This window comes from Micromonospora sp. WMMD736, assembly GCF_049179015.1.
Lineage (GTDB): Bacteria > Actinomycetota > Actinomycetes > Mycobacteriales > Micromonosporaceae > Micromonospora.
The window spans coordinates 6,343,585-6,370,160 of sequence record NZ_JBMHMI010000001.1 but is presented as its reverse complement, the minus strand read 5'-3'; the positions used below and the strand labels follow the sequence as shown (position 1 = coordinate 6,370,160).

The 26,576-nt window shown below is 70.5% G+C and carries 31 protein-coding genes; 13 read left to right on the top strand and 18 right to left on the bottom strand.

Annotation, left to right across the window (positions count from 1 at the left end; genetic code table 11):
• Positions 1 to 59 precede the first annotated feature (59 nt).
• Entirely contained in the window at positions 60 to 803 is a 744-nt protein-coding gene (locus tag ACN269_RS29020) for a TetR/AcrR family transcriptional regulator (protein ID WP_421475411.1), read from the bottom strand.
• A gap of 101 nt (positions 804 to 904) precedes the next feature.
• Here ACN269_RS29020 and ACN269_RS29015 point away from each other — a divergent pair, with 101 nt between their 5' ends.
• Positions 905 to 2,134, top strand: coding sequence for a DUF418 domain-containing protein (locus ACN269_RS29015; protein ID WP_421475410.1), 1,230 nt, complete (start codon positions 905 to 907; stop codon positions 2,132 to 2,134).
• Here the strand turns inward: ACN269_RS29015 and ACN269_RS29010 are convergent.
• The 5 genes from ACN269_RS29010 to ACN269_RS28990 form a co-directional block, all read right to left on the bottom strand.
• Positions 2,116 to 2,709, bottom strand: coding sequence for a dihydrofolate reductase family protein (locus ACN269_RS29010; protein ID WP_421475409.1), 594 nt, complete (start codon positions 2,707 to 2,709; stop codon positions 2,116 to 2,118). The two genes, ACN269_RS29015 and ACN269_RS29010, sit on opposite strands and share 19 nt — an antisense overlap.
• Before the next feature lie 32 nt (positions 2,710 to 2,741).
• Positions 2,742 to 3,566, bottom strand: a complete 825-nt coding sequence (locus ACN269_RS29005) for a TIGR02452 family protein (protein WP_421475408.1) — start codon at positions 3,564 to 3,566, stop codon at positions 2,742 to 2,744.
• Positions 3,567 to 3,595: 29 nt separating this feature from the next.
• Positions 3,596 to 4,168: a GNAT family N-acetyltransferase gene (locus ACN269_RS29000; RefSeq protein WP_421475407.1), complete on the bottom strand. Its 573-nt coding sequence runs from the start codon at positions 4,166 to 4,168 to the stop codon at positions 3,596 to 3,598.
• 67 nt (positions 4,169 to 4,235) lie between these two features.
• Positions 4,236 to 4,697, bottom strand: coding sequence for an NUDIX domain-containing protein (locus ACN269_RS28995; RefSeq protein WP_421475406.1), 462 nt, complete (start codon positions 4,695 to 4,697; stop codon positions 4,236 to 4,238).
• 5 nt (positions 4,698 to 4,702) lie between these two features.
• Positions 4,703 to 4,915: a hypothetical protein gene (locus ACN269_RS28990; RefSeq protein WP_421475405.1), complete on the bottom strand. Its 213-nt coding sequence runs from the start codon at positions 4,913 to 4,915 to the stop codon at positions 4,703 to 4,705.
• Positions 4,916 to 4,986: 71 nt separating this feature from the next.
• Here ACN269_RS28990 and ACN269_RS28985 point away from each other — a divergent pair, with 71 nt between their 5' ends.
• Positions 4,987 to 5,919, top strand: coding sequence for an aminoglycoside phosphotransferase family protein (locus ACN269_RS28985; RefSeq protein ID WP_421475404.1), 933 nt, complete (start codon positions 4,987 to 4,989; stop codon positions 5,917 to 5,919).
• A gap of 52 nt (positions 5,920 to 5,971) precedes the next feature.
• Here the strand turns inward: ACN269_RS28985 and ACN269_RS28980 are convergent, their stop codons facing one another.
• On the bottom strand, positions 5,972 to 6,658 hold the full coding sequence (locus tag ACN269_RS28980) for a Type 1 glutamine amidotransferase-like domain-containing protein (RefSeq protein WP_421475403.1): 687 nt from the start codon (positions 6,656 to 6,658) through the stop codon (positions 5,972 to 5,974).
• A 92-nt stretch (positions 6,659 to 6,750) separates the two neighbouring features.
• Positions 6,751 to 7,602, bottom strand: coding sequence for a hypothetical protein (locus tag ACN269_RS28975; protein WP_421475402.1), 852 nt, complete (start codon positions 7,600 to 7,602; stop codon positions 6,751 to 6,753).
• A 185-nt stretch (positions 7,603 to 7,787) separates the two neighbouring features.
• Between ACN269_RS28975 and ACN269_RS28970 the strand changes: the two genes are divergently transcribed.
• The 5 genes from ACN269_RS28970 to ACN269_RS28950 all read left to right on the top strand — a co-directional run bounded on the left by ACN269_RS28970 (position 7,788) and on the right by ACN269_RS28950 (position 14,920).
• On the top strand, positions 7,788 to 10,640 hold the full coding sequence (locus ACN269_RS28970) for a BTAD domain-containing putative transcriptional regulator (RefSeq protein WP_421475401.1): 2,853 nt from the start codon (positions 7,788 to 7,790) through the stop codon (positions 10,638 to 10,640).
• Positions 10,641 to 10,746: 106 nt separating this feature from the next.
• Positions 10,747 to 10,980 (top strand): holin, encoded by a 234-nt coding sequence (locus ACN269_RS28965; RefSeq protein WP_421475400.1) that lies wholly within the window; start codon positions 10,747 to 10,749, stop codon positions 10,978 to 10,980.
• Positions 10,981 to 11,086: 106 nt separating this feature from the next.
• Positions 11,087 to 13,357, top strand: a complete 2,271-nt coding sequence (locus tag ACN269_RS28960; protein WP_421475399.1) for a glycoside hydrolase family 44 protein — start codon at positions 11,087 to 11,089, stop codon at positions 13,355 to 13,357.
• A gap of 119 nt (positions 13,358 to 13,476) precedes the next feature.
• Complete coding sequence (locus ACN269_RS28955) at positions 13,477 to 14,658, top strand: HEAT repeat domain-containing protein (protein ID WP_421475398.1); 1,182 nt, start codon at positions 13,477 to 13,479, stop codon at positions 14,656 to 14,658.
• 88 nt (positions 14,659 to 14,746) lie between these two features.
• Positions 14,747 to 14,920 (top strand): hypothetical protein, encoded by a 174-nt coding sequence (locus tag ACN269_RS28950; protein WP_421475397.1) that lies wholly within the window; start codon positions 14,747 to 14,749, stop codon positions 14,918 to 14,920.
• Positions 14,921 to 14,973: 53 nt separating this feature from the next.
• Here ACN269_RS28950 and ACN269_RS28945 read toward each other — a convergent pair whose 3' ends face one another.
• From ACN269_RS28945 to ACN269_RS28935, 3 genes are all read right to left on the bottom strand, one after another.
• Positions 14,974 to 15,636 (bottom strand): hypothetical protein, encoded by a 663-nt coding sequence (locus ACN269_RS28945; protein ID WP_421475396.1) that lies wholly within the window; start codon positions 15,634 to 15,636, stop codon positions 14,974 to 14,976.
• 24 nt (positions 15,637 to 15,660) lie between these two features.
• A complete protein-coding gene (locus ACN269_RS28940; RefSeq protein WP_421475395.1) occupies positions 15,661 to 16,101 on the bottom strand; it encodes a CU044_5270 family protein in 441 nt (146 codons plus the stop codon).
• Positions 16,102 to 16,231: 130 nt separating this feature from the next.
• Positions 16,232 to 16,858, bottom strand: a complete 627-nt coding sequence (locus tag ACN269_RS28935; protein WP_421475394.1) for a maleylpyruvate isomerase N-terminal domain-containing protein — start codon at positions 16,856 to 16,858, stop codon at positions 16,232 to 16,234.
• Between the two features lie 45 nt (positions 16,859 to 16,903).
• On the opposite strand from ACN269_RS28935, the gene ACN269_RS28930 reads away from it, so the two are divergent.
• Complete coding sequence (locus ACN269_RS28930) at positions 16,904 to 17,893, top strand: hypothetical protein (protein WP_421475393.1); 990 nt, start codon at positions 16,904 to 16,906, stop codon at positions 17,891 to 17,893.
• A gap of 190 nt (positions 17,894 to 18,083) precedes the next feature.
• Positions 18,084 to 19,139, top strand: a complete 1,056-nt coding sequence (locus ACN269_RS28925) for an FUSC family protein (protein ID WP_421475392.1) — start codon at positions 18,084 to 18,086, stop codon at positions 19,137 to 19,139.
• Positions 19,140 to 19,233: 94 nt separating this feature from the next.
• Here ACN269_RS28925 and ACN269_RS28920 read toward each other — a convergent pair whose 3' ends face one another.
• Positions 19,234 to 19,698 (bottom strand): winged helix-turn-helix transcriptional regulator, encoded by a 465-nt coding sequence (locus ACN269_RS28920; RefSeq protein WP_421475391.1) that lies wholly within the window; start codon positions 19,696 to 19,698, stop codon positions 19,234 to 19,236.
• Positions 19,699 to 19,715: 17 nt separating this feature from the next.
• Between ACN269_RS28920 and ACN269_RS28915 the strand changes: the two genes are divergently transcribed.
• Both ACN269_RS28915 and ACN269_RS28910 read left to right on the top strand, forming a co-directional pair.
• The gene (locus ACN269_RS28915) at positions 19,716 to 20,510 is read left to right on the top strand and encodes an SDR family NAD(P)-dependent oxidoreductase (protein WP_421475390.1); all 795 of its coding nucleotides are present in this window, start codon (positions 19,716 to 19,718) and stop codon (positions 20,508 to 20,510) included.
• A gap of 182 nt (positions 20,511 to 20,692) precedes the next feature.
• Positions 20,693 to 21,343, top strand: a complete 651-nt coding sequence (locus tag ACN269_RS28910; RefSeq protein WP_421475389.1) for an ATP-grasp domain-containing protein — start codon at positions 20,693 to 20,695, stop codon at positions 21,341 to 21,343.
• On the opposite strand, the gene ACN269_RS28905 is transcribed toward ACN269_RS28910, so the two are convergent.
• Positions 21,340 to 21,867, bottom strand: a complete 528-nt coding sequence (locus ACN269_RS28905) for a hypothetical protein (RefSeq protein WP_421475388.1) — start codon at positions 21,865 to 21,867, stop codon at positions 21,340 to 21,342. The two genes, ACN269_RS28910 and ACN269_RS28905, sit on opposite strands and share 4 nt — an antisense overlap.
• Before the next feature lie 127 nt (positions 21,868 to 21,994).
• Positions 21,995 to 22,192, bottom strand: a complete 198-nt coding sequence (locus tag ACN269_RS28900; protein ID WP_421475387.1) for a VOC family protein — start codon at positions 22,190 to 22,192, stop codon at positions 21,995 to 21,997.
• Here ACN269_RS28900 and ACN269_RS28895 point away from each other — a divergent pair.
• Positions 22,174 to 23,973: a hypothetical protein gene (locus ACN269_RS28895; protein ID WP_421475386.1), complete on the top strand. Its 1,800-nt coding sequence runs from the start codon at positions 22,174 to 22,176 to the stop codon at positions 23,971 to 23,973. The two genes, ACN269_RS28900 and ACN269_RS28895, sit on opposite strands and share 19 nt — an antisense overlap.
• A 93-nt stretch (positions 23,974 to 24,066) precedes the next feature.
• Entirely contained in the window at positions 24,067 to 24,465 is a 399-nt protein-coding gene (locus ACN269_RS28890; protein WP_421475385.1) for a DUF2809 domain-containing protein, read from the top strand.
• A 63-nt stretch (positions 24,466 to 24,528) separates the two neighbouring features.
• Here ACN269_RS28890 and ACN269_RS28885 read toward each other — a convergent pair whose 3' ends face one another.
• From ACN269_RS28885 to ACN269_RS28870, 4 genes are all read right to left on the bottom strand, one after another.
• Positions 24,529 to 25,152 carry a DUF6518 family protein gene (locus ACN269_RS28885; protein ID WP_421475384.1) on the bottom strand — a complete coding sequence of 208 codons (624 nt, stop codon included), beginning with the start codon at positions 25,150 to 25,152 and terminating at the stop codon, positions 24,529 to 24,531.
• A gap of 140 nt (positions 25,153 to 25,292) precedes the next feature.
• Positions 25,293 to 25,550, bottom strand: coding sequence for a DUF6196 family protein (locus ACN269_RS28880; protein WP_421475383.1), 258 nt, complete (start codon positions 25,548 to 25,550; stop codon positions 25,293 to 25,295).
• Positions 25,478 to 25,939 (bottom strand): nuclear transport factor 2 family protein, encoded by a 462-nt coding sequence (locus tag ACN269_RS28875; protein WP_421475382.1) that lies wholly within the window; start codon positions 25,937 to 25,939, stop codon positions 25,478 to 25,480. Before ACN269_RS28875 ends, ACN269_RS28880 begins: the two co-directional genes overlap by 73 nt.
• 144 nt (positions 25,940 to 26,083) lie before the next feature.
• Positions 26,084 to 26,530, bottom strand: coding sequence for a hypothetical protein (locus ACN269_RS28870; RefSeq protein WP_421475381.1), 447 nt, complete (start codon positions 26,528 to 26,530; stop codon positions 26,084 to 26,086).
• Positions 26,531 to 26,576 lie beyond the last annotated feature (46 nt).

Below are 26,576 nucleotides of genomic sequence, written 5' to 3'. Positions count from 1 at the left end.
GTCGAAGACCGACACGCTGGAGCCACCGGAGTCTGTCCGGTTGGCACGATCGTCCGCCCTCAGTCGCGGGCGCTGCGGGCGACGAGCGCTTCGATGCCGTCCAGGAGCAGATCGAGCCCGAAGGTGAAGTCGGCGTCGTCGATCCACTCCTCGGCGACACCCAGGGCATTCGCGCCGACGGCCGAGGCCAGCTCCGGGTAGGCGTCCGCGTCGAGTACCTGCCCGAGGATCTCGCCGTACTCGGCCAGTCCGGCGATCGAGTCGTCGGTGGCGGCCGGACCGGCGCTCAGCGCGTGGGCCAGGGCCGCCTGCTGGGCAGCGTAACCACTGAGAACGGTGGCGATGTTGATCCGTGCACCGTAAGCGAGCCCGGTACCGGCGAGCGCGGCGAGCGCGCGGTCCAGCCAGCGCAGCAACCGGGGCCCGGTGGGCGGGGTGCGCTGGTCGAGTGCCAGCAGCCACGGTCGGGCGAGCAGGAAGTCCCGGTTGGCCCGGGTCCAGTCGGTCAGGTAGTCGCGCCACACGCGCCCGTCGAGCGCGGGCGGCTCGGACGCTGCGGCGTCGGCCATCATGACCAGCAGTTCGTCCTTGCTGCCGACGTAGCGGTACAGGGACATCGCCGCCACCCCGAGCTGGGTCGCGACACTGCCCATCGTCACCCCCGCCAGACCCTCGCGGTCGGCGATCCGGATCGCGGCGTCGACGATGCTGCCCAGTTCGAGGCTGGGCCGGGGGCCGTGCCGGGAGCTGGTCTCCTTCCCCCACATCCGGGCCACCACTGCCGGAAGCCTCCGTTCCGCCACGTCCGGTTCCCCTCGCTCTCCACCGTCGGGTCTTGCCTGCACTCTAGATCTCGGTAACTCTGTACCTAGTACTCTGTATGTCGTACACAGATGGGAGTGTCGTGACCCCACCGACTCCGGGCGGACGTCTGCACGACGTCGACGCGATCCGAGGGTTCGCCCTCCTCGGCATATTCGCTGTCAACGTCACCTTCATGGCATCCGGCTATCCGGGGAACCTGGTGACCGACCCGGACTTCGGCTCGGGGCTCGACGACGCCGTTCGCACGTTCTCCTCGGTCTTCGTCGACATGAAGTTCTACGTGCTGTTCTCGTTCCTCTTCGGCTACAGCTTCACCCTCCAGATGACCGCGGCGAGCAGGGCCGGCGCGGCGTTCCCGGCACGCATGCTCCGCCGGATCGGTGGCCTCTTCGTCCTCGGCGCCCTGCACACCGTGCTCCTGTACGGCGGCGACGTCCTCACCACGTACGCGGTGGCGTGCCTCGCGCTGCTCCTGCTGCGCACAGTGGCCGACCGTACGGCGCTGCGGATCGCGGCGGCGCTGTACACGCTCGTGCTGGTCAGCCTGGTCACCAGCGCGCTCCTCGTGGACCGATCGGCGTTCCTGCCCGGCGAGGCCGAGGCGCTGGCCAACGGCGAGGACGCGACGCAGGCACTGCTCGGCGGCTGGACGGCGAACATCGGCGAACACCTCGCCGGCCTGCCCCTGCTGGTGCTCCAGGCGGTCACCCTGCAGGGCCCGACCGCCCTGGCCCTGTTCCTGCTCGGCATGGTCGCCGGACGTCGGCAGTGGCTGAACCGCGTCTCCAGCAACGAGGCAGTGCTACGCCGCATCCAGTGGATCGGGTTTCCGATCGGACTGCTCGGGGCGGCCGTCTACGCGGCCAGCGGTGGCAACGGCAACCCTCTCGGCGTCGCGGCCAGCGTCTCGACAGCCCCGCTGCTGGCCGCCGCCTACGTGGCGACACTGCTGCGGATCATGCACAACCCGCGTACGTCGGTGGTCCGGGCCGCGCTCGCCCCGGCCGGCCGGATGGCCCTCACCAACTACCTTGCCCAGTCGGCCGTCGGCCTGATCGCCTTTACCGGCATCGGCTTCGGCCTCGCCGGGACGTTCTCCCCGCTGGCCCTCTTCGCCTTCGTTGTGGCGGTGTTCGCGGCCCAGTTGGTGGCAAGCGCACTCTGGCTGCGACGGTTCCGCTACGGCCCGGTCGAGTGGGCGCTGCGCTGGCTCACCAACGCCCACCGCCCAGCCTTCCTCGACCGGGCCGATCGTGTGCACGCTGCCGAGGACGGCGCACGGCGGCCCGATCACGCCTCCTCGGCGTAACGGACGGCGTACCTGTGCAGCGTGACCCCCTCGGCGAACGACTTCTGTTCGAGCAGGTCCAGCTCGACCGTCCGCTCATGCTCGTCGAACAGCGGCCGGCCCGCGCCGAGGATGACCGGGTGGGTGAAGAGCAGAAGCTCGTCCAGTAGACCCGCGCGGAGCAGGTGGGTGGCCAGCGTCGCGCCGCCGACGCCGATGTCGCCGTCCTGCTCCTCGCGGTAGCGGGCGAGCAGTTCGACGGCGTCGCCGCCCGCGCCGACGGTCCGGGTGTTGTACCCGGCCTCGGTACGGGTGCGGGACACGAGCACCTTCGGCTTCGTCGTCCAGATCTCGCCGTACTCACGCATGAAGTCGGGGAGTTCGTCATCGTCCCGCGCGGCCGGCCAGAACCCCTCCATCGTCTCGTAGATCGTGCGCCCCTGGACCATCGACGTCAGCGCCCGGGCCCGCGCGTTGAACTCCCGGTGCAGCGGCTCGCCGATGCGCAGCCAGTTGCCGGCGCCCTCCTCGCCCGGGGCATGCTCGATCCGGAGATCGAGAGAGACGTTCATCCAGTACACGAAACGGCCCGACACGTGCCCTCCCGGTGATCGCGGTCTGCACCCACCTAACCCGACGTTGGCGAGTCCTCGGCATATCCCGTCAGGCGTTTCGCGAACGCGCCGTACACGGGGGTGCCCGGCAGGCCATCCCGGATGGCGAACACCACGCGGTCGAACCGATCGACCGCGTGCAGAGCCTCAGCGAACGCGCCGGCCACCGCAGCGGGATCGTTGCGGAACACCCCGCAACCCCAGGCACCCAACACGATCGACCGGTCCCCGTGCGCGGCGGCAACCTCCAACACCCGCCGCGCGCGCCGGGCCAGCACGGCCGGCACGTCCGCCGCGTGCGCCGGCTGGTTACGCGCCATCGCGCCGAGGTTCGGCGCCGCGGCGGTCAGGAACGATGTCGGGTACGGCTGCTCGAGCAGGTTCCCCTCGTCGTCCCGGAACACCGGCACGAGCGGGGAGTAGATGACCCGGTCGCTGTAGCGCAGATCCTGCTGCGCACGGTGGAACGCGTAGAACTCCGGCGCGGCACGAAGACACGGGTAGAGCGCCGACGACCGAGCGATGCTCTCCTCCTGCGCCTGCGCCCCGTTCAGGAAGCCGCCACCCGGGTTCCTCGCCGACGCGAACACCAGGCACGCCGCACCGGGTCCGAGCCGGTACGCCGCCTGCAACGTCGACTCGTGCGTCACCTCCACCGCCGCGACGCCGGGCACCGCGTCCCGCACCGCGAGCACCTCGTCCGGCAGGTGGTGACGGGTACCGGCGACCGCGGCGCGTACCGCCGCGCCGACGAGGACCTCGACGCCGTCGTCATTGCGGTAGCGCCCCGACTCGACGATCTCGACGGTCTGCCGGGCGATCTCCCGCAGTCCGCTCACGTGTCCACCCGGGGACCTGGCGGACCGGGTCACAGGGGTGACGGGTCGTCGCGCAGCCGGCTGTAGAGCCACCCGTCCCGCCAGGCCCCCGCCCGGAACTCACAGGCTCGGACGACACCCTCCAACTGGAAGCCGGCCTTCTCCAGCGACCGCTGCTCGGCGGCGTTCTCCGCATGGGTGCTGGCCTGGATGCGCTGCGCCGGGGTGTGACTGAACAGGTAGTCGCAGAACAGCGCCTGTGCCCGCCAGCCGAAGCCCTGGCCGCGCCACTCGGGCAGCAGCACGATGCCGATCTCCCAGTAGGGCGCCCGGCCTCCGTTCTGGCGCTGGAGGTAGCTGACGTAACCCGCGCGCGAGTCGGCCGACGGTTCGACCTGCACGATCAGGCCACCGATCTGCTCACCGAGATAGCCGTTCTCGGCGAAGCGACGGGCCGGCGCGGCGGCGTCCCGGAAACCAGCCCAATCGAGCCCGATCAGCCCGGGTTCGACCGCGAACCGGCGCATCATCTCCAGGTCGTCCTCGGTCACCGGGCGCAGCCGTACGGTCGAGCCGGCCATCTGGTGCGCGATGCCGACCACCGTCGGCTCAGAACCGTTCATCCTGACGACCGTAGCGACGGGCCGGGCGGCTCGCTGTCCCGCTACGATTCGTGCCGGCGGAGCGCCGTCAGGCCGCGAGGTGACCGGTTGCCTCCAGTAGCGCCCGGGTGAACCGGTTGAGCTCGGCGCCGCGCAGCTGCGTCGAGGTGAACCAGTCCAGCTCGCTGATCTCCTCCTGGTCCGGGGCGGGTGTCCCGTCGACGATCACCGCCTCGTAGACGGCGGTGACGTACGCGACCTGGTCGCCGTTGGAGTAGGTCACCTCGTAGGCCGACCCGCCCAGCACGTCCAGCAGCCGCAGCCCGCCGATCTGGACGCCGATCTCCTCACGGACCTCGCGCACGGCCGCCTGGGCCGGCGATTCGCCGATCTCCACCGCGCCGCCCGGCAGACCCCACACGTCCGGACTTTCGGTGTGGCGTACCAGCAGGAGCCGTTCGTGTTCGTCGACGAGGATGACCGACACCGACGGCAACTGGATCAGCTCGGGGCCGATCACCGCCCGCAGCCGGGCCAGACGCGCGGACATGGCCATCAGAGCGGCCCCGTTCGACCCGAGCCGGAGAGCCGATTCTTCCGCCGACCCCGCAGACCTGCCACGACCATGGTCGCGCCCGCCGTGCCGAGGATCGCTTCGTTGAACGGCCCCGGTTGGTCGACGTACCCCGCCGCGACCAGGAGTCCGGCCACCATCACCGACACGCCCGCGACCGGCAGAACGATACCGAGGAGGAGACGGGTACCCACGCGACAAGTAAAGCAGGACCGGGAGGCCGCTACGCTCAGCCGCCTCGAACACCTGACGAAGGATTACTGTCGTGCCAGCCACTCCCCTGTCGCCGGACGTGCCGATGCACGAGGGCCAGCTCACGGTCTCCGTCGACGTCGTACGCGGGCTGGTGGACGCACAGTTTCCCCAGTGGCGGGGCCTGACTCTCCGGCGCGTCGCCTCGCAGGGAACGGTCAACGCCATCGTCCGTATCGGTGACCGCCTGACCGCCCGATTCCCCCTCCAGCCCCAGGAGGTCGACGTGGCGCAGGCCTGGCTGGAACGCGAGGCGGGAGCGGCCCGGGAACTGTTGGGCCGTACGCGATTTCCCACTCCCGAGCCGGTCGCCATTGGTCGACCGGGTGCGGGCTACCCGCTCCCCTGGTCGGTGCAGACGTGGATACCCGGAGTCGTCGCCACCGACGAGGACCCCGGAGACTCGGTCGCCTTCGCGCACGATCTCGCCGAGTTCGTCGACGGCGTGCGAGCCATCGACACACGTGGCCGCGTGTTCGCCGGGCAGGGTCGTGGTGGCGAGCTGCCGGCACACGACGAGTACCTCCAGGCCTGTTTCCGGCACAGCGAAGCGTTGCTGGACGTCCCTCTGCTCCGCCGGTTCTGGGCAGTGATGAGGGAACTGCCGCGGGGTGAGGCCCCGGACGTGATGAACCACGGCGATCTCATACCGGGAAACGTCCTGGTCGCCGCCGGGCGGCTGGCCGGGGTTCTCGACGTGGGTGGGCTGGGCCCGGCCGACCCTGCCCTCGACCTCGTCGGTGCCTGGCACCTGCTGGAGCGGGAGCCACGCCAGGCGTTCCGGCAGCGACTCGACCGCGACGATCTCCAATGGGAGCGGGGTAGGGCGTGGGCGTTCCAGCAGGCAATGGGATTGGTCTGGTACTACCAGCGGACCAACCCGACGATGAGTCTGATCGGCCGACGCACCCTCGCGCGTATCAGTGCCGACCCGCCAGCAGCCTGAGCGAGGAGGACGGCGGGTAACCGAGGCCGTCAACCGTCAGGGCCGGTGCCGGTCAGGGGTTGAGCAGTCTCCACTCGCCTTCGGAGATGACGTCGACGGTGCCATCGACCACCGTGATGGCGGTGTCGTCGTCGATGGCGTAGGTCGGGACCTGGATACCGGCCGCCCACTTCTCGATGGTGGACAGCGTGGCGTCTGCCATGTCCGGATGGTCGAGGTGGGGGTACAGCGTGAAGTCCACCAGGCCCAGCGCCCGGTCGGCGTCCTGCGCCATGTCGCTGCCGTCGGGGACGAATCCCAGGTCGAATTCGGCGTCGCAGTTGTACGGGGTGACCGCGATGCTCCCGGCGCTGACCCCCACATAGACCGTGTCACTCAGCGACGGCAGGAGATCGGCCAGGCCCGACCGGCGCAGCCAGTAGGTCAGATACAGCACATCGCCGCCCCGGACGAGGAGGGCATCGGCCTCCCGGACCGCCGGTACCCAGTTCTCCGACCGAACGGTCGGCAGCGCCGTGAGTTCCAACAGCCCCACGGACTTCCAACCGAGCTGGGTCAGCGGGATCGAGGCGTGGCCATGAACTGCCTTCCACGCCTTCTCGGCCCCGCCGGGAAAGGGATGGACCCCGGTGGGGATGAACACTGCCGTGGACTCGGCGATCGGCTTGCCCAGCAGCTCGACGAGCGCGTCGGAGATGCTCGGGTTGCTGATGCCCCCCGACGTGAGAAGGAACTTCATGACATCCGCCCTCCCGGTCATCATCCGACGACGATCATATTGCCCACGAGGACCAGCGGCCGGGGCTGCCAGCGGCAGCCCCGGCCGGAGAATCAGCTCCCGCAGATGCCGTATCCGTTGAGACTCCACGAGCCCGCGAAGCCGTCGGCGTCCTCGTCCGCCCGTACCCGAACGGTGTTCCCCCCGGTGATGTTGATCGCGCTCAGCAGCACCTGGCCGTTGCCGGCGTTGATGTCGGCACCCGCGCTGTAGAGGTCCTTGCCGGCCGGGCACGCCTTGACGGCGTGGTCCGACGAATTGCTCGCGCTCGTCCCGGTCAACGCGACCCGCTCCAGCCCTGCGGGCCCGTTGGCGCAGACCGCGATCGAGGTGGCGCTCCAGCCGGCCGGCGAGGTGCCCTGCACGGCGACCGCCCGGACGGTCACCGACGACAGGTCGAACGACGGCACCACCTGGTCGAGCACGACGTCGCCCAGGCCGCTGTTGACCCGCCCGCCCATGCCGATGACCTTCTTCGTTCCGCAGCTCGCCGTGACGTACTCCGTCCCGACCGCCCCGGTCGTGGCCACCACCTGGTAGCCGGCCGGTGTGGTGGCGCACTGGGCGACGGCCTGCAACCCCCAGTCCCCGGCGAAGTTGACCGGGCCCGCCTCCCGCATGGTCACGAAGAACCCGGTGCCGTTGGCCAGCGGCTCCAGCCGGTCCAGCCCGACCCGCCCGGCCGCCGACGAGCCGGCGGTGAGAAACCCGCCGCCCCCGGTGACCACCTTGCCCGCCGGGCAGGACGCGAACGCCGACTTGTCCGCGCTGCTCTCGGCCGCCGACTGGGTGACCGTCTCCAACCCCGGCACCGCCCAGGCCGGTGCCGCCCAGCCCAGGCCCGCCACCACGGCGGCCGTCGACACGACTGCCGTCAGCACGCCCCGTCCCCTGGTTACTCGCATGTCGCTCTCCCTGTCCACAGTGGCCGGACGAACCGGCCCGCCTCCCCCCGGACCTGCGGATCCGGCGGCTGAGCAAAGCCTGGGCGAGGCCGCTTGGCGTCCGCTATCCGACCGCTTGGCGTGGGCCGCACCGGTCCCGCCATCCATAGACTGTGCTCGTCCCATCACGACTGACGAGGAAAGCCATGCGGTGGTCAGTCCTCGGCCCCGTCCAGGTGACCGCCGACGGGCGGGTCCTTCCCATCGACCGCCCCCAGCAATGCGCGGTGCTCGCGCTGCTGGTCCTCAACGCCGACCGGCTGGTGCCTCTCGGGCAGATCGTGTCGGCGCTCTGGGCCGACGACCCGCCGGCCAGCGCCCGGACCCAGGTGCAGGTCTGCGTCTCCCGGATCCGGGCGGCCCTGCGCGAGGCGGGCGCGGCCGACCTGCTGACCACGCAGAGCGGCGGCTACCGGCTCGCCGTGGGCGGGACCGAGCTGGACCTCACCGAGTTCACCGCGGCGGTCGAGCGGGCCCGCGTCGAGGAGGCGGCCGGCCGGCGGGTCGAGGCGGCGCGGCTGCTGCGGGACGGCCTGGCGCTGTGGCGGGGTCCGGCGCTGTCCGGTGCGGCCGGCGCGTTCGTCGACGCCGCCGCCGCCGGGCTGGACGAGCAGCGACTGCTCGCGTACGAGCGGCTGGCCGCCGTGGAACTCGATCTCGGCCGGTACGCCGCCACCGCGCGTACGCTGCGCCCCCTGGTGGTCGAGCATCCGCTCCGGGAGCCGCTGTTGGCCGGTTACCTGCTCGCCCTGGCCGGCTGTGGCCAACAGGCCGCCGCCCTGCGACTCTACGCCGAGACCCGCCGCCGTCTCGTCGACGAGTTGGGCGTCGAGCCCGGCCCTGAGTTGAGCGGGGCACACCTGCGCGTGCTGCGGGGGCAGACGACGGCCGAGCCCGCACCCCCGGGGCCCGTCGGGCCGCCACCGGCGCAGCTTCCCGGCGACCCCGCCTGGTTCACCGGCCGCACGGCGGCCCTGCGGCAACTGGACGCGCTGCTGCCCGCCGACCCGGCGCGGGTCGGCGGAGACGGCGTCCCGGGGTCTCCGTGCCGGGCGGTGGTCATCTCCGCCATCGCCGGCACCGCCGGGGTCGGCAAGACCACCCTCGCCGTGCGGTGGGCCCACCAGGTCGCGCACCGCTACCCGGACGGGCAGCTCTACGTCAACCTGCGCGGATTCGACCTCGACGGCCGGGCCGTGCCGCCGGGCGAGGCGCTGCGCGGATTCCTGGAGGCGCTGCACGTGCCGCCCCAGCGCGTACCCACCGACCTGGCCGGACAGGCGGCCCTGTTCCGGACGCTGCTCGCTCACCGCCGGGTCCTGGTGCTGCTCGACAACGCCCGCGACGACGAGCAGGTGCGGCCGCTGTTGCCGGGATCCCCGGGCAGCCTGGTCGTGGTGACCAGCCGTAACCGGCTCACCGGCCTGGTGGTCAACGCCGGAGCCCGCCCGGTGACGCTGGACCTGCTGGGACCGGCCGAGGCTCGGGAGCTGCTGATCGCTCGGCTCGGTCGCGGCCGTGCCCGGCACGAGGCGACGGCGTTGGACGAGATCGTCCGATGCTGCGCTGGCCTGCCGTTGGCCCTGGCCGTCGTCGCGGCCCGCGCGGTCGGGCAACCTGACGTGCCGCTGGCGGTGCTCGCGGGCGAACTTCGAGACGGCGTCACGGACCGGCTCGGTCCACTGACGACCGGTGACCCGATGACCGACGTACGGGCGGTCTTCTCCTGGTCGTACCGGGCCCTGGACGCCGACGCGGCCCGCTTGTTCCGACTGCTCGGGTTGCACCCCGGCCCGGACACCGGGCGGACGGCGGTGGCGAGCCTCGCCGGCCTGCCGCCGGCCCGGGTCGGCCCGCTGCTGGCCGACCTCACCCGGGCGAACCTGCTCACCGAGCGCGCCGCCGGCCGGTACGCGATGCACGACCTGCTGCGCGCGTACGCCTCGGAGCTGTGTCACGACACCGACCCCGAGACCGAGCGGGAGGCCGCCCGACGCCGCCTGTTCGACCACTACCTGCACGCCTCGCACGCGGCGGACCACCTGCTCGACCCGTACCGGTTGGCGCGGCCGGCCGCGCTGCCGACGCCGGCGACGGGAGTGACGGTGGGCGACCGTCCGGAGCACGCCTGGGCGACCGCGTGGTTCGTCGCCGAGCACCACGTCCTGCTGGCGGGTGTGGAACAGGCGGCGGCCACCGGCCTGGACCGGCACGCGTGGATGCTGGCGGCGGCTCTCACCACGTACCTCGATCGCAGCGGGCACTGGCCGGAGCTTGCCGCCGCGCAGCGGACCGCACTGGCGGCGGCGCGGCGTCGGGGTGACCTGGCCGGTCAGGCCCAGGCGCACCGCGGCCTCGCCATCGCCTGCACCTGGTCGGGCGATCACGAGGCGGCGCACCGGCACTACCGACGCGACCTGGAGCTGTACCGCGAGCTGGGCGACGACACCGGACGGGCGCACACGCACCTCGGGGTGAGCTGGGTGCTCGCCCGGCAGGGCCGGCTGCGGTCGGCCCTGGACGAGACGCGGGTGGCCCTGGACCTGTACCGGGCCGCCGACTACCGGGTCGGGCAGGCCAAGGCGCTCAACAATCTGGGTTGGATGCACGCCCGGCTCGGCGAGCCAGGGCCGGCGTTGCAGTGCTGCCAGGCGGCCCTGCGGCTGCACGAGGAGACCGGCGACCGGCACGGCGCGGCGCTGACCTGGGACAGCCTGGGGTACGTCCGGCACGGCCTCGGCGACCACGACGAGGCCGCGGACTGCTACCGACGGGCGCTGGCCCTGCACCGGGAACTCGGCGACCGGTACGACGAGGCGGAGGTGCTGGACAACCTGGGTGACAGTCTGCGGGCCGCCGGTGACCTCGACGCCGCGCGCCGGGCGTGGCGGGAGGCGCTGACGATCTTCGACGAGCTGCGGCATCCGGATGCCGACCGGCCCCGGGCCAAGCTCACCGCCCCCGTCCCGATGGCGTCCACGGGCGGTGGCGAGCTTTGAGCCCGGCCGCCGTGGACCGACGCCAACTCGACAGGCATCAACCCCTCCTGACCAGGCATTCTTGGCGTATGGACCGTTCCACGAACCTGGCTCTGGAGGTACGGACATGTTCACCACGAAGTTCTGGAAGGCCGCCGCCGAACGGGCGGTGAAGAGCGCCGCGCAGGGTCTGCTCCTCTACTGGGGCGCCGACGTGGTGTTCGACGCGTGGCAGGCGGACTGGGCGGCGGCGGGTGGCATCGCGTCCGGCGCAGCGGTGCTGTCGGTGCTCACCTCGCTCGTGAGCGCGCGGGTGTCGGGCGAGGGTGATTCGCCCAGTCTCGTGGGCGGCGAGCAGTAGCACCAGCTCAACCGGAAGCCCTTCGGCGTCGAATTGACTCGGCGGCACGAAGGCGCGACGCTGTGGCAGCGCTCCCATCGACGGGCTTCTCTCGAAAGGAATGCTCGTGCGTCCCACCACCGCTCTACTTCCGGTCGTGCTCGCCACGGCCCTCGGCGGTCTGGCCCTGCCGGCTCCCGCCCTGGCCGCGACCGGCCCGGCGCTCGCCGTGGACACCACCGCCGCCCGGCACCAGATCAGCCCGTACATCTACGGCATGAACTTCGCGGACGAGGCTCTCGCCCGCGACCTGCGGCTGCCGGTGAACCGCTACGGCGGAAACGCCACCACCCGTTACAACTTCCGGGCCGACACCACCAACCGCGCGGCGGACTGGTACTTCGAGAACATCCCCAACGACAATTCGAGTCCGGAGGACCTCCCGAACGGCTCGGAGAGCGACCGGTTCGTGCAGCGCAACAAGGCCACCGGCACCGGCACGGTCATGACGGTGCCGCTGCTCGGCTGGATCGCCAAGGACCGGTCGCGGGCCTGCGGCTTCAGCGTCGCCAAGTACGGTCCGCAGGAGTCCACCGACCCCTGGGCGCCGGACTGCGGCAACGGCAAGAAACCGGACGGGTCCTTGATCACCGGCAACGACCCGGAGGACACCAGCGTCGCGGTCGGCCCGGAGTACGTCGCCGACTTCGTCGACCACCTCAAGGGGCAGTTCGGCGCCGCCGCCGACGGCGGCGTGCAGTTCTACAACCTGGACAACGAGCCGGACCTCTGGCAGTCCACCCACCGCGACGTCCGACCGACGGGCATGGGCTACGACGAGCTGCGCGACCGCACCTACGCGTACGCTGCCGCGATCAAGGCCGCCGACCCCGGCGCGAAGACGCTCGGTCCGGTCGGCTGGGGCCTGAACTCGATCATCTACTCGGGCCTCGACCAGGACACCTGCTCGCGTACCGGCTGCTGGTCGAACCCACCGGACAAGGCCGCGCACGGCGGCCAGGACCTCGGCCCGTGGTACCTGGACCGGATGCGCGAGTACGAGCAGCAGCACGGCACGCGCCTCCTCGACTACTTCGACGTCCACCTGTACCCGCAGCAGTCCGGCGTCTTCGGGGACGCGGCCGGCGACGCCAACACCCAGGCGCTGCGGCTGCGCTCGACCCGCCAACTCTGGGACCCGACCTACGTGGACGAGAGCTGGATCAACAGTCCGGTCCGGTTCATCCCGCGGCTGCGCGAGCTGGTCTCCCAGCACTACCCCGGCACGAAGATCGCGATGACCGAGTACAACTGGGGTGCCCACGGTTCGCTCAACGGCGCGCTCGCCCAGGCGGACGTCCTCGGCATCTTCGGCCGCGAAGGGCTCGACATGGCCGCCCTCTGGACCGCGCCCGCCGCCGACCAGCCGGTGGCCAACGCCTTCCGCATCTACCGCAACTACGACGGCTCCGGCGGCGCGTTCGGCGAGACCTCCATCCAGGCGACCAGCGCCGACCAGGGCAAACTGGCCGTGTACGCGGCCGAGCGCAGCGCCGACAAGGCACTCACCGTGGTCGTCGTGAACAAGACCGGCGACGACCTGACCAGCCCGCTCAACCTCACCGGCGTCTCCGCGAGCACCGCCCAGGTCTACCGGTACAGCGGGGCGAACCTGGCCGGCGTCGTCCGGGAGGCCGACCAGCCGGTGACCGCCGGCGGTCTCACGACCACCTTCCCGGCCAACTCGATCACCCACCTGGTGCTGCCGCGCGCCACCACGCCCGGCGACACCCAGGCGCCGACCGCCCCGGGCAAGCCGACCGCCGGCACGATCACCAGCGACAGCATCGCGCTGGCCTGGACCCCGTCCACCGACGACACCGCCGTCACCGGCTACGACGTGCACCGGGTCGACACCACCGGCACCGTGAAGGTGGGCAGCGCCACCGGCACCACGTACACCGTGACCGGGCTGACGCCGGACACTCCGTACACCTTCGTGGTGACCGCCCATGACGCGGCGGGGAACGTCTCGACGGCCTCGCCCGGCCTGACCGTGCGGACCGCGCCCACCGCGCCCACCGGCCGATGCACGGTCGGCTACACGGCGAACAGTTGGCCGGGCGGCTTCACCGCGACCGTCACGATCAAGAACACCGGCACCACCGCGATCGACGGCTGGAAACTCGGCTTCGACTTCCCCACCGCCGGCCAGAAGGTCAGCCAGGGCTGGTCGGCCACCTGGAAACAGAGCGGCACGAGCGTCACGGCGGACAGCATGAGCTGGAACGGCAAACTCGCTGCCGGCGCGTCCACGAGCATCGGCTTCAACGGGACGTGGAGCGGCACCAACCCGGCGCCGACCGCCTTCACCCTCAACGGTCAACGGTGCGGATGACCTGAGAGCGGTACTCCATCCGCGGGCCGCAGGGGTTCGGGGCGCAGCGTCGCCCCGGACCCCTCGCCCGCGGACGACAGGTCACCGTCGCGTCTGGGGTCGTATGGCAGGGTGACCGGATGATCGACAGCCGTGGGGCGCTGGAGGCCGTGGTCCGGCACGCCGTGGAGCTTGAGGACGATTACGACGACATCGCGCCAACCGTCACGGCGCTCGCGACGAGCGGGGACATCGCTCTGGTACCCCGACTACGGGAAGCACTGGACCGGTTTCTCGACGAGGGCAACTTCTACGGTCGGGACCTGATCGCCGGTGTCCTGGCGGGCATCGACGGCGCGGCCGCCCTACCGGTGCTGCTCCGCGCCTCGGCGCGCGACCTCGGGGACGACCAGGACGGTCTGCAGAGTGAGATCATCGAGCTGCTGCGCGCGGACCCTTCGACCAGCCTGAACGTGGTTTCTGAACTCGCCACGAACGACCGGCCGGAGCTGCGCCGGGTGGGGCTGTGGGCGCTCGGTTTCATGGCCGAGACACCGAACGTCGAGCTGCTGGCCGCGGCCCTGACCGACACGGACCCGGAGATCAGGTCCATGGCGGTCGGCTCGATGCCCGACCCCGCTGGTGACGACCGGGCTTTCGGCGCGCTGGTGCTGGCGCTGCGCGACCCGAACCAGCAGGTACGAGTGTCGGCCGCCAGCAGGCTGGCCCACGCCGGCCGGGTTGACGCGGTCGCACCGCTCGTCGCCCTCGCCACCGATCCGGAACCGCGGGTACGGTCCATGGTTGCCTGGGCGCTCGGGCGGCTCGGCAATGACGAGGCGACGCCGGCCCTGCAACGGCTCCTGCACGATCCCGATCGACACGTGCGCGAGAGGGCGGCGGAAGCCCTCGGCGCGGTCGGAGGGCACGCGGCGGTGGACACGCTCCTGATGCTGGCGGTTGACCGCGACCCACAGCTGCGCGTCCAAGCCGCCAAGGCGCTCCCGAAAGCGGCCGACGCGGATCCCCGGGTGGTGCCGCAACTCACGGTGCTGGCGAGAGACGGCGAGGCCGCGGTACGGGCAGCCACCCTCAGCGGACTCGCCAGCGCTGATGGCACCTCCCGCCGGGGAGATCTCCTCGTCGAACTGGCGGACGACCCGGATCCGATGGTCCGTCAGCGGGTCGCGGTCGTGGCACGACATGTCGCGCCCGACGTTGCCCCGGACATCCTCCGGCGCTACACCCGCGACCCCGACCAGACCCTGCGGGAACTCGCCGCCATCGAACTGCGTCGGCTGACCGACCCCACCGCTCGCTGACCCGTGATCCGCTGTCCTGGCAGGTGTCGATGCTCCGACCACCGGCCAGCCTATGCTCTCGCGCGTGGGCTATTGGGGGACGGTCGTTGTGGCGCGACCACAGGGGTTGCTGGTCGACCAGGACGACATCAGCGGGTTCGGCCACCAGCATTACTGGTTGCGTGAGCTGGGCGACGGCTGGCAGCTCGTGGAGACCAGCGGATGGAAGGATCCACCGGACCTCCTCGAACCAGCGGCGGCGCTGGTGGGCCTACGACAGTGAGCACCCCGACAACGAGATCCGGTGACGCTTGGTCGACCCGCCAGCCGCCGCGGTCACTTCTGCGGCGGGCGCCGCTTCGCCGTCTCGCTGCCGGTCGGCCATATCGCTGCCAGGCCGCGGCCGGTGTCATAGAACAGGTACGGCCGCAGCTCAGGGGCGTGTTCCAGGTCGCGACGCAGCGCGTACGGGCGAGCTGACCTCGCGGCCAGGATCGGTTGGGCGGCGAGCAGGCCCCGGAGGTCCCCGAACCGCCAGTCCACGCCCAGCAGCTTTCTTGCCCGTACCAGCAGCTCAACTCCGTCGAGCGGAATGTTGCCGAGATAGACGTCGGCGGTTGGCGGCAGGTCTGGCTCCGGAGCGGCGGGCAGGGCGAAGCCGGATCGCCGCCACCCCTCGAAGGCAGGGGCGACGACGTCGAGATCGGCTTCGCCGAGACCGCCCAGGTCGGCCCGGAACACCGGGCCGTCGCCGTCGTCACACCGAAGGAAGAATCCCCGATCGCCGTCCTGGCCGATCATCAGGTAGCCCGCGAGCCACTCCCCGATTCCGTAGGTCGTGTTGCGCTCCGGCAGGGATTCCCGGCAGTACATGACGACGTGATCGGCGACGACGTCGTCGGTGAGCGACGCCAACCAACGCCGGTAGGCGGCGTCCGTCCGGGAAATGAGCCGCTCGACCATCTCGACCTCCGGCTCCTCGCTGTCGCTCCGCACCACCTCGTCACCCCGACACCCGCGCAGCTATCCCTCTGGGCGCTCTCCGAGGTCCGACACCACTGCTCGCTGCAACACCGCGGTCGTGGCCAGCACCGTACCCGCCGGTCCGTCGGCGGTGTCGGCCACGAGGTAACTACGCTCGCCAAGATATTCGTACGTCTGCTCGTCGAAGATCCACTCATCGCGCCGGCTCCGCTCGGTGTACCCGACAGCCACTCCCCGCCGCCCGGCCGCATCCTCGACCCCGCGGACCACCTCGACCCCCGGAATCTTCGCCACCGCCCGGTAGAGCGTGGCAGTCGTCTGTGGCGGTACCAGCGACTCGCGCAGGATGTCGCCGATCGCGGTGAACGCCGCGCCGTCACGGCTGTTGCCGCCGCCCCGCTCACCGCGCTCCCGATAGAGCTTCTCCAGCAGGGCATGGGCGAGGAAAGGCAGAGCGTCGTCAGGCGGACAGCCGGTCACCGGCCATGCATCCGGCCTCGGATGCCGCGACCGACGCAACGGCCGCACTCAGCGAGGCTCAGGTCGGCTGCGCACCATCAGCGGCGGGTGAGCGCGCGCTGTCGCGGCCAGGAACGGGAGTCTCCGGCATTCAGAGAGCGGCGATCGAGGTGGGTGCCCGTTCTTGGCGGGCGAGTGCGCGGATCACGTTCAGGGCGCCGTGTCGCCAGGCGGCGAGGCTACTCAGCAGCTGGATCGACGCTTTGGTCGCTGCCGCTGGCATCGGGGGCGTCGGCAAGCCGAGGCTGACGGCCAGGTCGTCGACGTGCACCACCAGCTCCACGACACGGGTCAACAGGAAGTCGTCGACCCGCAGACCCCACTCGCCGAGATCGACGATGCGGTCGAGGGGCTGTGCGGGCACTACCGCCCGCAGCTCGGTCAACGCGACATCGACGGTGTCCGCCAGGGCAGCGGCGGTCGTCGACGCGGCCGCCTGCTCGCTGCGGCGTCGGATGCCGATGTTGTCAGCACTGCCGACGCCCGAGGTCACCCAGGTGTTGCCGGTGAAGTGCTCCAGCACCGGGATGGCCGACTGTCCGGGCGCGGCGTCAAGGAAGGTCACCGTGTGAGTCACCTGGTAGGCAAGGTGACGAGCCAGGCCGCCGGTCGAGAAGTCGGGCAACGCGCTGGGCGTGGGCCATCGCTCGGCCAGTATCGGTTCGCGCAACAGAGCCGCCGCGATCTGGGCGGCATCGAGGAAGGCAGATCGGATCATTGAGTGCACCCTATGCCGCGTGTGCGGGCCATAAGATCCACCACCATGGTCCGCACCACGCCTCCGCGTCCTCTGGACATCGCCGCAGTCTTTCCCGAGCTGCGAGACCATTCCACCACGGCCACCCGCCTGCATCCCCGACCCGGCGCTCCGACCGTCAGGGACAGCTCGGTCGGTGGACCACTGCTGTGGCCCGCCGACGAGGTATGGCCGGTCTGCGACGACAGCGGGGCGCACGAGCCGTGGAACCTCACGACCCCGGCCGCCCTACGCCGCAGGCGGGCGATCCTCGCGACCGCGGAAGCCCGGGAGCCGTTGCCGGGTGGGGACTTCCTGACCGTGCAGGAGCGGGCGGAACTCGACGCCGCCGACGATCTGGACCTGGGCGACCTGATCGAGGATCCCATCCCGTTGGTTCCGGTCGCGCAGCTGTACCGACGTGACATCCCGGACTACGCCGGTCCGGACGGCACCGACCTGCTCCAGGTGCTGTGGTGCCCCGTGGACCACTCGGACCGGCACTACAGCCCCCGTGTCTTTCTCCACTGGCGCGACAGTTCGACCATCGGCCCACTGCTCGACGCGCCTCCCGAGCCGCCGGTGATCAGCGACATGTATCTGCCGATCCCGTGCCTGGTGCACCCCGAGCAGGTCCGCGAGTACCAGTACGCCGATCTGCTCCCCGATGACCTACGCGACCGGCTCGATGAGTGGGATGACGACGAGGACGAGAGCCGTCCGCACTATCAGAGCGACTTGTCGCTGGCGCCGGGATGGAAGGTCGGCGGGTACGCGAACTGGTCACTGACCGATCCGTACCCGATGGACTGTGCTGCCTGCGGCACCAGGATGACCCTGATCTTCACCGTGGATTCGGGCGACTGGAACGGCATGCATTGCAGCTGGCGCCCGGCCGAGGAGGACCCGACCGCGTCCCCCGACATCGTCGGCGTACAGATCGGGCGCGGCTACTCGCTGTACACCTTCCGCTGCCCGGAGTCATTCGATCACCCCCCGGCCACCGCCGTGCAGTGACGTGGCCTTCCGCCATGGTCTGCCGACCCGGGTGCCCCTCGCTACTCGGCGATTGAGCAGGTCACGGGCGGGGTAGTGCCCGTCCTCGCAGAAGATCAATCGGCGGCCGTCCCCGGTCCGCTGGGCGGAAGGGGTACCACCGGTGCGGACGTGGGGACGCGACGCCGTCGCACGGTTACGGGGTGACGGGATGACCGTGGTCGAGCTGACCGCCGCCGCGGTGGTCGCCTGGATCGTGGCGGCGGTGGTGATCCGTCACCCGGATCCGTTCTACGCCCCGACCGCCGCGCTCGTCGTGCTCGGTGAGTCGCGCGGGCGACGGCTGCGGCAGACCGTCGAGATCCTGCTTGCCGTGGCCGCCGCCGTGCTCGTCGCGGAACTACTGGTGTACGCGCTGGGCCCAGGCACCGGCACGGTCCTGCTGGTCCTAGTGCTCACCACCACGACGCTGGTGGTGATCGGGGCACGCCGTGCCCTGGTCGTGCAGGCCACCGTCTCGGCCATGTACCTGGTCGTGGTCGCCGCGCCGCACGGCACGCTGATGCCGTTCCGCTTCGTCGACGCGCTCATCGGCGGCGCGGTGGCATTGGCCGCCAGCCAGCTGATGGCCGCCCGCGACCCGCTGGCACCGCTGGTGGCGCAGGCCCGGCGCAGCTACACCGACCTGGCCGACCTGCTCGACGAGGTGAGCATGGCGTTGCAGGGCTGCGACGAGGACGCCGCCCGCGCCGCGCTGGATCAGGCCCGGCAGGTGGACGACTGTGTCGCCCAGCTACAGACGGCCGTGCTCGCCACCGGTGAGACGCTGCGGCTGGGACTGCGCCGCCGGCACCTGGGCAAGCTCGCCGACGTGGAAGCGACCGTGCGGCAGCTCGACTACGCCGCCCGCAACATCCGGGTGCTGGCCCGAGCCGGGGTGACCCTGACCCGCCGGCACACCGCCACCCCGCCGGAGTTGGCCGCCGCGATCGGCGCGCTGACCACCGCCGTACGGTCGGCCGGGGAGGCGCTGGCCAGCGACCTGAGCGGTGCCGATGCCGAGCGGCACGCGCAGCGGGCCGACGCGGCGGCACTGGAGGCGGTCCGGATCGCCGCCGGCCTGCTGCGGTCCGGTCCGCCGCTGCCGGTCACCATGATCGTCGGGCAGATCCGGGCGACCGCCATCGACCTGCTGCGCGGCGTCGGCCACGACGACGTGACGGTGCTGGACCGGGTGGACGAGGCGCTCGGTCTGAGCCGCGCGTGACGCCCGGTCAGTCGACGGTGCCGACGAGGCGCTAGGCGTCCGCCGGAGCGTCGTGCGCGACCAACTGCGGACGAGTGCCGCGTCGCGTGGCGTCTCAGCTAGCTCGCTGACGAACCGCAGCGATCTCGGCGTGGTGGTCGACCGCCCAGTCGGCCAACGCGGAGAGCGGTTCCAGAAGGCTCACGCCGAGCGGCGTCAGCCGGTACTCGACGCTCGGCGGCAACGTCGGAAACACTTCTCGCGCAACGAGGCCGTCGCTCTCCAGTGTGCGCAACGTTCGGGTGAGCATGCGAGGGCTGATGCCCTCCACGGCCCGATGCAACTCGTTGAACCGGTACGGCTGCCGGCCGAGCAGGGTGATCAGCAACAGCGTCCATTTGTCGCTCACCCGGCGCAGCACATCGGTGACCGGGCAGCGCTCGTACTCGCCGACCGGAACGGGAATCGGCAGGCGATGGTCAGACAGTGAGGCACTCACATCGATGTTACTTATGGACACGAAAATGCCTTCTTTCGCCTCCGTCGGCGGGCTGCCCAAGATGAGCACGTCGATGAGCAACGATAGTGGGGGACGATATGGGCGTCGTGATAGTCAGTGGCGGCACCAACGGGATGGGACGTGCGTTCAGCCTGAAGCGGGCCGAACGCGGCGACCGTGTCCTGGTGCTCGGCCGCAACCGTGAACGCGGCGAGGCCATGGCCGGGGGCCCCATCACCTTCCGTCGTGTCGATCTGTCCAGCGTGGCCGAGACGCGGCACGTCATCGAGCACATACTTGGCGAGTACGAGGTCGTGGACGCGTTGGCGCTGTTCGCCAATGCTGTCGCGCCAAGACGCATCGTGACAGCCGAGGGTCTGGAGCGTACGTTCGCGCTCTACTACCTCAGTCGTTATCTGCTCAGCTTCGGCCTGCGTCCTGCCCTGGACCGGGCTGCCGCGCCGGTGATCGTGAACGTCGCCGGTGTCGGTGTCACCAGAGGCCGGCTGCACTGGAACGACCCGCAGCTGACGTCGGGCTACTCGGCCATCACGGCGCAACTGCAGGCCGGTCGAGCCAACGACCTGCTCGGCGTGGGATTCGGCCAGCGGTCTGGCAGCCGCGCCCGTTACGTGCTCTACCATCCCGGCTTCACCAAGAGCGGCGATCGAAGCTCACTCCCTCCGGTGGTCCGCGGCCTGCTCGCGATGGCGGCGCTGGCGGCCCGACCTGTCGCGGACGCGGTGGCCCCGATCCACCAGTTCCTGGATGCGCCGCCGGCCGCGCCGGTGACCGCTGTGGACCGGGACAAGCGACTTCCGGATAGCTTCCCGACCCTCGACCCGAGCGACGCCGAGCGGTTGATGGACCTCACGGAGAAGCTTCTGAACTGAGTCGCCGCGGCGTTGGCGAGCCTGATATCCGCTGTATCGGGCGCGCGCGATGGGAGAGGATCATCGGCCGTGACACTCGTCCTGCCGCCACGCCTGACCGCCTCGGCGCAGAGCCTGCGCGACGCCGCCCACCGACGGGGGCTCCGCACGGTTCAGCTCCACACCTTCGACGTACCCCCGGCGTGCGCGCCGACCACCTGCACGCGGGACCGAGCTTCGCCGACGCCGTCGCACCGCTGCTCGGGATCGCACCGCTGGAGGCTGACCCCGGCTGGCTGACCGGCCTCCCTCGGGAACTGACCCGCCGGGATATCACCATGGTCGACATCGGCGAGGCCTACGAGCTCCGTCGACCAGCGTTCATCAAGTCACCCAACGACAAGAGCATCCCGGCGATGATCTACACCGACGGCTCCCGCCTGCCCGGTCCCGACGCTGTCGACCGGGGAACTCCCGTGCTCGTCAGCGACATCGTCGATTTCACCGCCGAATACCGGTTACACCTGCTCGACGGTGTCGTCCACACCGGCAGCCAGTACGCCGCGCACGGTCGGTTGCACCTCGGCCCTCCGTCGACGGACGCGCAGGCCTTCGGCACCGACCTCCTCGCCGGATACGGGCACACGCTGCCGTCTGCCATCGTCGTGGACGTAGGACTGCTCGACGGTCACTGGGCAGTGATCGAGGCGAATGCAGCCTGGGCCAGCGGCGCCTACTCAGCCGAGCCCGAGCTGGTGCTCGACGTCGTTCTTCGCGCGGCCAGCCCCACGGCCTCGCTCACCGCCCGCGACCGACGGTTCATCCGACGGCCCCAGCCGACCACCGCGATCTAGGGCAGCAGTGCGTCCGCGTCGTACGCCGAAGCGAGTGAGAGCTTTTCGCCCAGCTCCTTCCGCAGTTGGTTCACCAGCTTGCGTTCGAGTTCCCAGAAGATCAGCAGTTTCTGGCTCAGCTGCGGGTCGTGCTCGGCGGCGGCCACCGCGATCCTGCGGGCGGCTCGCGAGACCAGGTGGGCCTGGTTGACGGTCTCCTGTTCCGCCGCGACCAGTTGCAGTGCTGTGTAGGTCGTCTCGACCGCCTCACGAACGTCGTGGCCTCGACCGGTGAACGACGGCCGCGCGGGGTTGCCGCCCTGGCCGCGAATGACGGAGATCTCTCCGGCATGGGAGGTGACGTACACCAGGTAGGCACGAAGCGCGGTCAGGTGGCTCACGTACGCCGCCCGCTTGACCTCTGCGGCCTGACGTTCCTGGTCCTGACGCATCGCACGGTCCTGCGCCCGGGCACTCATCATCGTTCCCAGCCATACCCCCAGCAGGGCGCTGATCGGACCACTCAAGGCAAGTACCAGGTTCATGCATTCAGCCTGCTGGTTCGACGCAAGGTCCTACCTGGGCGGGACGATCGGCAGGCCGGACCGGACGCGCAACGGGCCGCTGGCCGTTCGCCAACTGCCGGCCTTTCGCGCGTCCTTGGCTGGCCTGCTACTCGCGTCCGACCCAGGTCGCGACGCATGCCTCATTACCCTCGGGGTCGGCCAGCACCCACCACTTCGGCGCGTGCGTGTCGGAGACGACGCGCCCGCCGGCGGCCACGGCGGCGGCGATGCGGTCCTCCGCTTGATCGTGCGGGACCGCGATGTCGACGTGCATCCGATTGCGTTGTGGTCGCGCCGTCTCCATGGATTGCAGCCCGAACCCGGGCCCCGTCGCGCCGGATCGGCCAGGTAGTCCTCACCGATCTGCTGGTATCCCAGCAGCGCCTGCCAGAACGGCAGCACGTCCGGCTTCACCAGGGCATCGAGGGTGATATTGATGAGCTGCACCGCCGTGGGATCGGCGGGGATGCCCAGCGCCCGAGCAGCGGCCGATATCCGTCGCGCCAATGCGATGTCACGCCGGGACAGCGACACGGTGACACCCGCGTGGCGCAGGTCCACGGTGAGATGCTCCTGCTCGTCGCGGCCGGCGAGCCGGCCGATCTCGTCGACGAACGCGATCCCCGCCGACAGCGAGCCAGTCCGAAAGTAGGCCGAAACCAGGTGGTAGAGACACCGCCAGTCTTCGACACCGTCCGCCGCGTGGAAACGCCCAGCGGTGATCCGCATCGTCACGTCTGCGAACCTAACATCGACGCGCGACACCACGGCCCTCTGCTCGCGGGTGCGATACTCGCCGCCGTGAGTTCGCCGCTGCAAGCCTTCGCCGGGCTGCTCGACCGCTCCATCCGCGAGATCACCGCCCTGGCCACGGACGCCCGAGGTTTCGACGCGGCGCGGATCGGCCGCATCGCCGACATCTGGGACAACAACGCCGTACCCCTGGTGGGCGCGGCATGTGCTCCCCGGCCGCTTCGGTCCAGACGAGCCCGCGCCGGCCTACGGTGGATGGCTGACCTCGGTGCCGACCGACGCCGGCTGATGGTCGACCTGGACCCGAGCCTGGACACGGTGCTTCCCACCGCACAGCCGGACCGTTGCGTCCACCGGGACTACCAAGGGCGCGTCTTTCCGGGCGTCTGCCGGTTGACCTCGAAAGTCGTCGACGCGCTCGCCCACGACTACGACCTCGCCGCCGGCAGCGTCCGCTCGCTCACCGCCCGACCAACGGATGCGGGACTGCGGGTACAGCTCACCCTGGCCACTCCGCGGCGGTTCACACCCAGTACCGGACGCGTCTCGCGGGACGGCTCCCAGAAGCCCTGGCCGGCCGCACCGCTGAAGTTCACCTTCGACGAGGTCACCGATCTGCGGTTCGACGCCGAGGACCGGGTCGGGATGACCGTGAGCCGCACCGACGCCGGGTGGGGGGTGGCGATCGGGCGCACCGGGCGCCTGCGGGCGACCGAGGCTTCGGTCTGGAACGACGACCCACGATGGTACGAGTCGACGGCCGGCCGCGCGGCTGACCTCGTTACCCCGCACACACGGCCGCAACGACGAAAGCCGGTTCGGACGTCGAGCCTGACCGCACCGCAACGGGCCGCCGCTGAAGCGCTCGTCATGTTGCTGAACCACGCTCGGCTCGTTCACCACCATCCAAAGCTGGCCGCCGGCGTGCCGATCCTCGACATCTGTCGTATCGCGGCCGACGCGGGCAGCGGCATTCTCGCCGCGAGCAGGCGTCGTGGCGCCGAGCGCCAGACGGCCTTCGCGGAGCTTGCCCGGCACTGGCGTCACGTGCCACCCAGGGTGCCGCCTGAGACGATCCGCTCCGGCCCGGTCGTGCTGCGTCACGTACGGTACGACGAGCCCCACGCCGACGACGTCGTCCCTCAGCACGGCGGTGTCGTCCTCCTCGCCGCCGTGCCCGGCGCAGACCCCGGCCGACCGTGGGCCCTGGCGAGTGAGGAGATCGCCGAGCCGTCACGATTCCGGATAGCCAGCACCGCGTTCGACGACGGCCAGCACATCGATTGCGCTGAAGGGGCCTTGAGGATGGGCGACGCGCTCGTCGTCCGTTGAGGCGTGGACGAACACGAGGGGGCGCGACATCTCGCCATCCTCACCCGAGGCGAAGCTCAGGTAGCGCTCCGGTACTGGGCTACCGTAGCGGGAATGTCGATCAAGCCCCGTACGGTGCGGTGGCTCATGCCCTTGGCCGCGCTGCTGTTCCTGGGCCTCGCACTGCTGATCCGCGCCTTCGACGGCGGGGCGCTGCGACAGTACTCCGGAACCGCGCTGTACGCGTCGATGGTCTGGGCGGCGGTGATGTTCCTGCGGCCACGGATGGCGCCGATGCCCGCCGGGACTATCGCCACGGTCTTCTGCTGGGTGGTGGAGCTCGCACAGCTGACTGGGGTGCCAGCCGAACTGTCGGCGCGGAGCCTCGCCGCGAGGCTCGCGCTGGGTGTGCAGTTCGACCCCGTCGACCTGGCCTGGTATCCGGCGGGCGTGGTCCCCCTGGTGGCGCTGCACCACCTGGTACGCGCCCGCCACCGCGCAACCAACGCGTGACATCGTGTCTCAGCCACCCCCAGTCGGCCAGCCACTCCCGCACCCCCTGTTCCGTCGTGCGCGCTACTTCGACCGGAAGGCGGTAGCGGTCATGAGTAGGTAGCCGACGCCAGACACCGGAACCGCGTACGCCAGGGCGAGTGCGCGGTCCGGCCAGGTCCGCGCCACGGCCAGGGGACTCAGGACAGCCAGGGCAACCAGGACGAGTACGTACTGGACGATGTCCGCGGTGTTGTAACTTGGCTGGCCGATCCTCGGCAACTGCAGGATCGCTTCGGCAAACAGGACCGCAGCCGCCAACCCGAGGGCCGGCCGCCGGAGCGGCCCAGGTTGGCGAGCTACCACGCCCCCGAATCCGAACACGAGCCCAGCGATCACTCCCAGCACCATCCACTGCCTCGCGGCGACGCCCCAGACCGTCGACCAGTCGTCGTGCTGGATGAGCGCTGCGGCGATGTAGTAGCTGGGCACGGCGATGAGCAGCATGATGACCGCTGCGGCGACGGCCCGGACCGCTGGCCATCGGAGGAAGAACGCGAGCAGGAACGCCGCCACCGCCCATACCGCGATCGAATTGCCGAGGCCGCCGAAGTGCGCCGGTACGAATTTGATCCAGACGAAGTCGAGGAATCCGAGTAGCAGACCCGCGACCGGTGCGATGACGGAGACCCGTCGGGTGATCGACATAATGAGGAAGCGTAGGAAGCCCGCAAGGACCTGCCATCGGGCTCGAGACAGAGCCCTGGGTGCTCCAACCGGCCGAAAGGCGTAGGCCGCTCGCGGCGGCGGATCCGGAGACCGGCACCTGGGCACTGAGGGGTACGTCGTCAGCCGCCATGCTTCGGAGACCACCGCCGCTCCGGTCTACCGGCCCCGGCTCGCAGCTCACCCAGGACCTGTACAACCTCGGCGCGGACCTGCGCTTGGCAACCCCAGTAGTCGTAGATGCCACCGCCGTCGCCGTTGTGACCACAGATGACGACCACCCCGGTACCCAGCCGACGCTCCAGGGTCAGGTCGTGCCCTCGATGGTGCTGCTTGTCTGCGGACGGAGTGCGGTCAACAGGCTGTCGAGTTGACCCCACGCCCGCGCGCTGGCGACGTGGTCGATGTAGTCCCGGGACTCGATGATGAGCCCATTGCGGATACGCATCACGAAGACGCATGGCACGGTGAAGGCCTCACCTGTCTCGGCGACCACCCCCTGGTAGGCGAACTCGGCGACGATCACCTCCGGGTCCGCGGTTTCATGAATCCTCACGTCGACCGGCTTTCGGTGCAACGTCCGGCCAACCGGAGGCGTCGCGGTGAAGTGCTCGTGCAGTTCGCTGCGGCTACGCAGCGGTGGCGGGTCGAGCGGGTGAAACGGATGCGTGACATGGGTTTGTTCGCCGTACAGGTCGGCCAGGTCTTCGTACGGACCGTCGCAGACGCCGTTCACCAGTCGGAGGAAGGTTTCGCGGGGACCAGTCATGCCGAACTCCCATCTCGTGCGTACGCCGTGGTCGTGGCGACCGAAGCCCGGCCGGCCCGCTCGTTTCAGGCCGTCGGACTCGGCAGGCGTGGGACAGGTTTCCGAGTGCGCCGACCGCGCGTCCGTCCAGCCACGAGGCAGCCCTTAGTCACCAGAGAAACCCCAGAAGTAGATCTCGCTGGGATTGCCCTCAGCGTCATGCAGGACCGCGCACCGGCCGAACCAGCGTCGCTCAGCGAGAGGTTCGAGCGCGTCCACGTGCGACCGGGTCAGCTTGCGGGCACCCAGGCGCTCGAGCGCCTCCGCCTCGACCACCGGCTGGATCGTCCCGTAGTCAGGCTCTTCTCCGTCGGCCAGGATTCGGGACATATCCAATATCGAGTGTGTGCCGGACTCCTGGACGGACTCGTCCGCCCATAGCTCCGCCTCCGTCGTCGGCCGATTCGGAAAGTCCGCCGCCGATTTGCCGTACTCATACGGCACTGCCCACCAGTAGTCACCGGTTTCGAAAACCTGCCGCCGCAGTCCGTCCAGCGCGACTTGGAGATCCGGCTGATATGCGACGTAGTAGCTCCACCCGGACGCGCCCACGTTGACCCCCTTGATCTTGAAGCAAGATAGCCGGACGGCAGCCTCG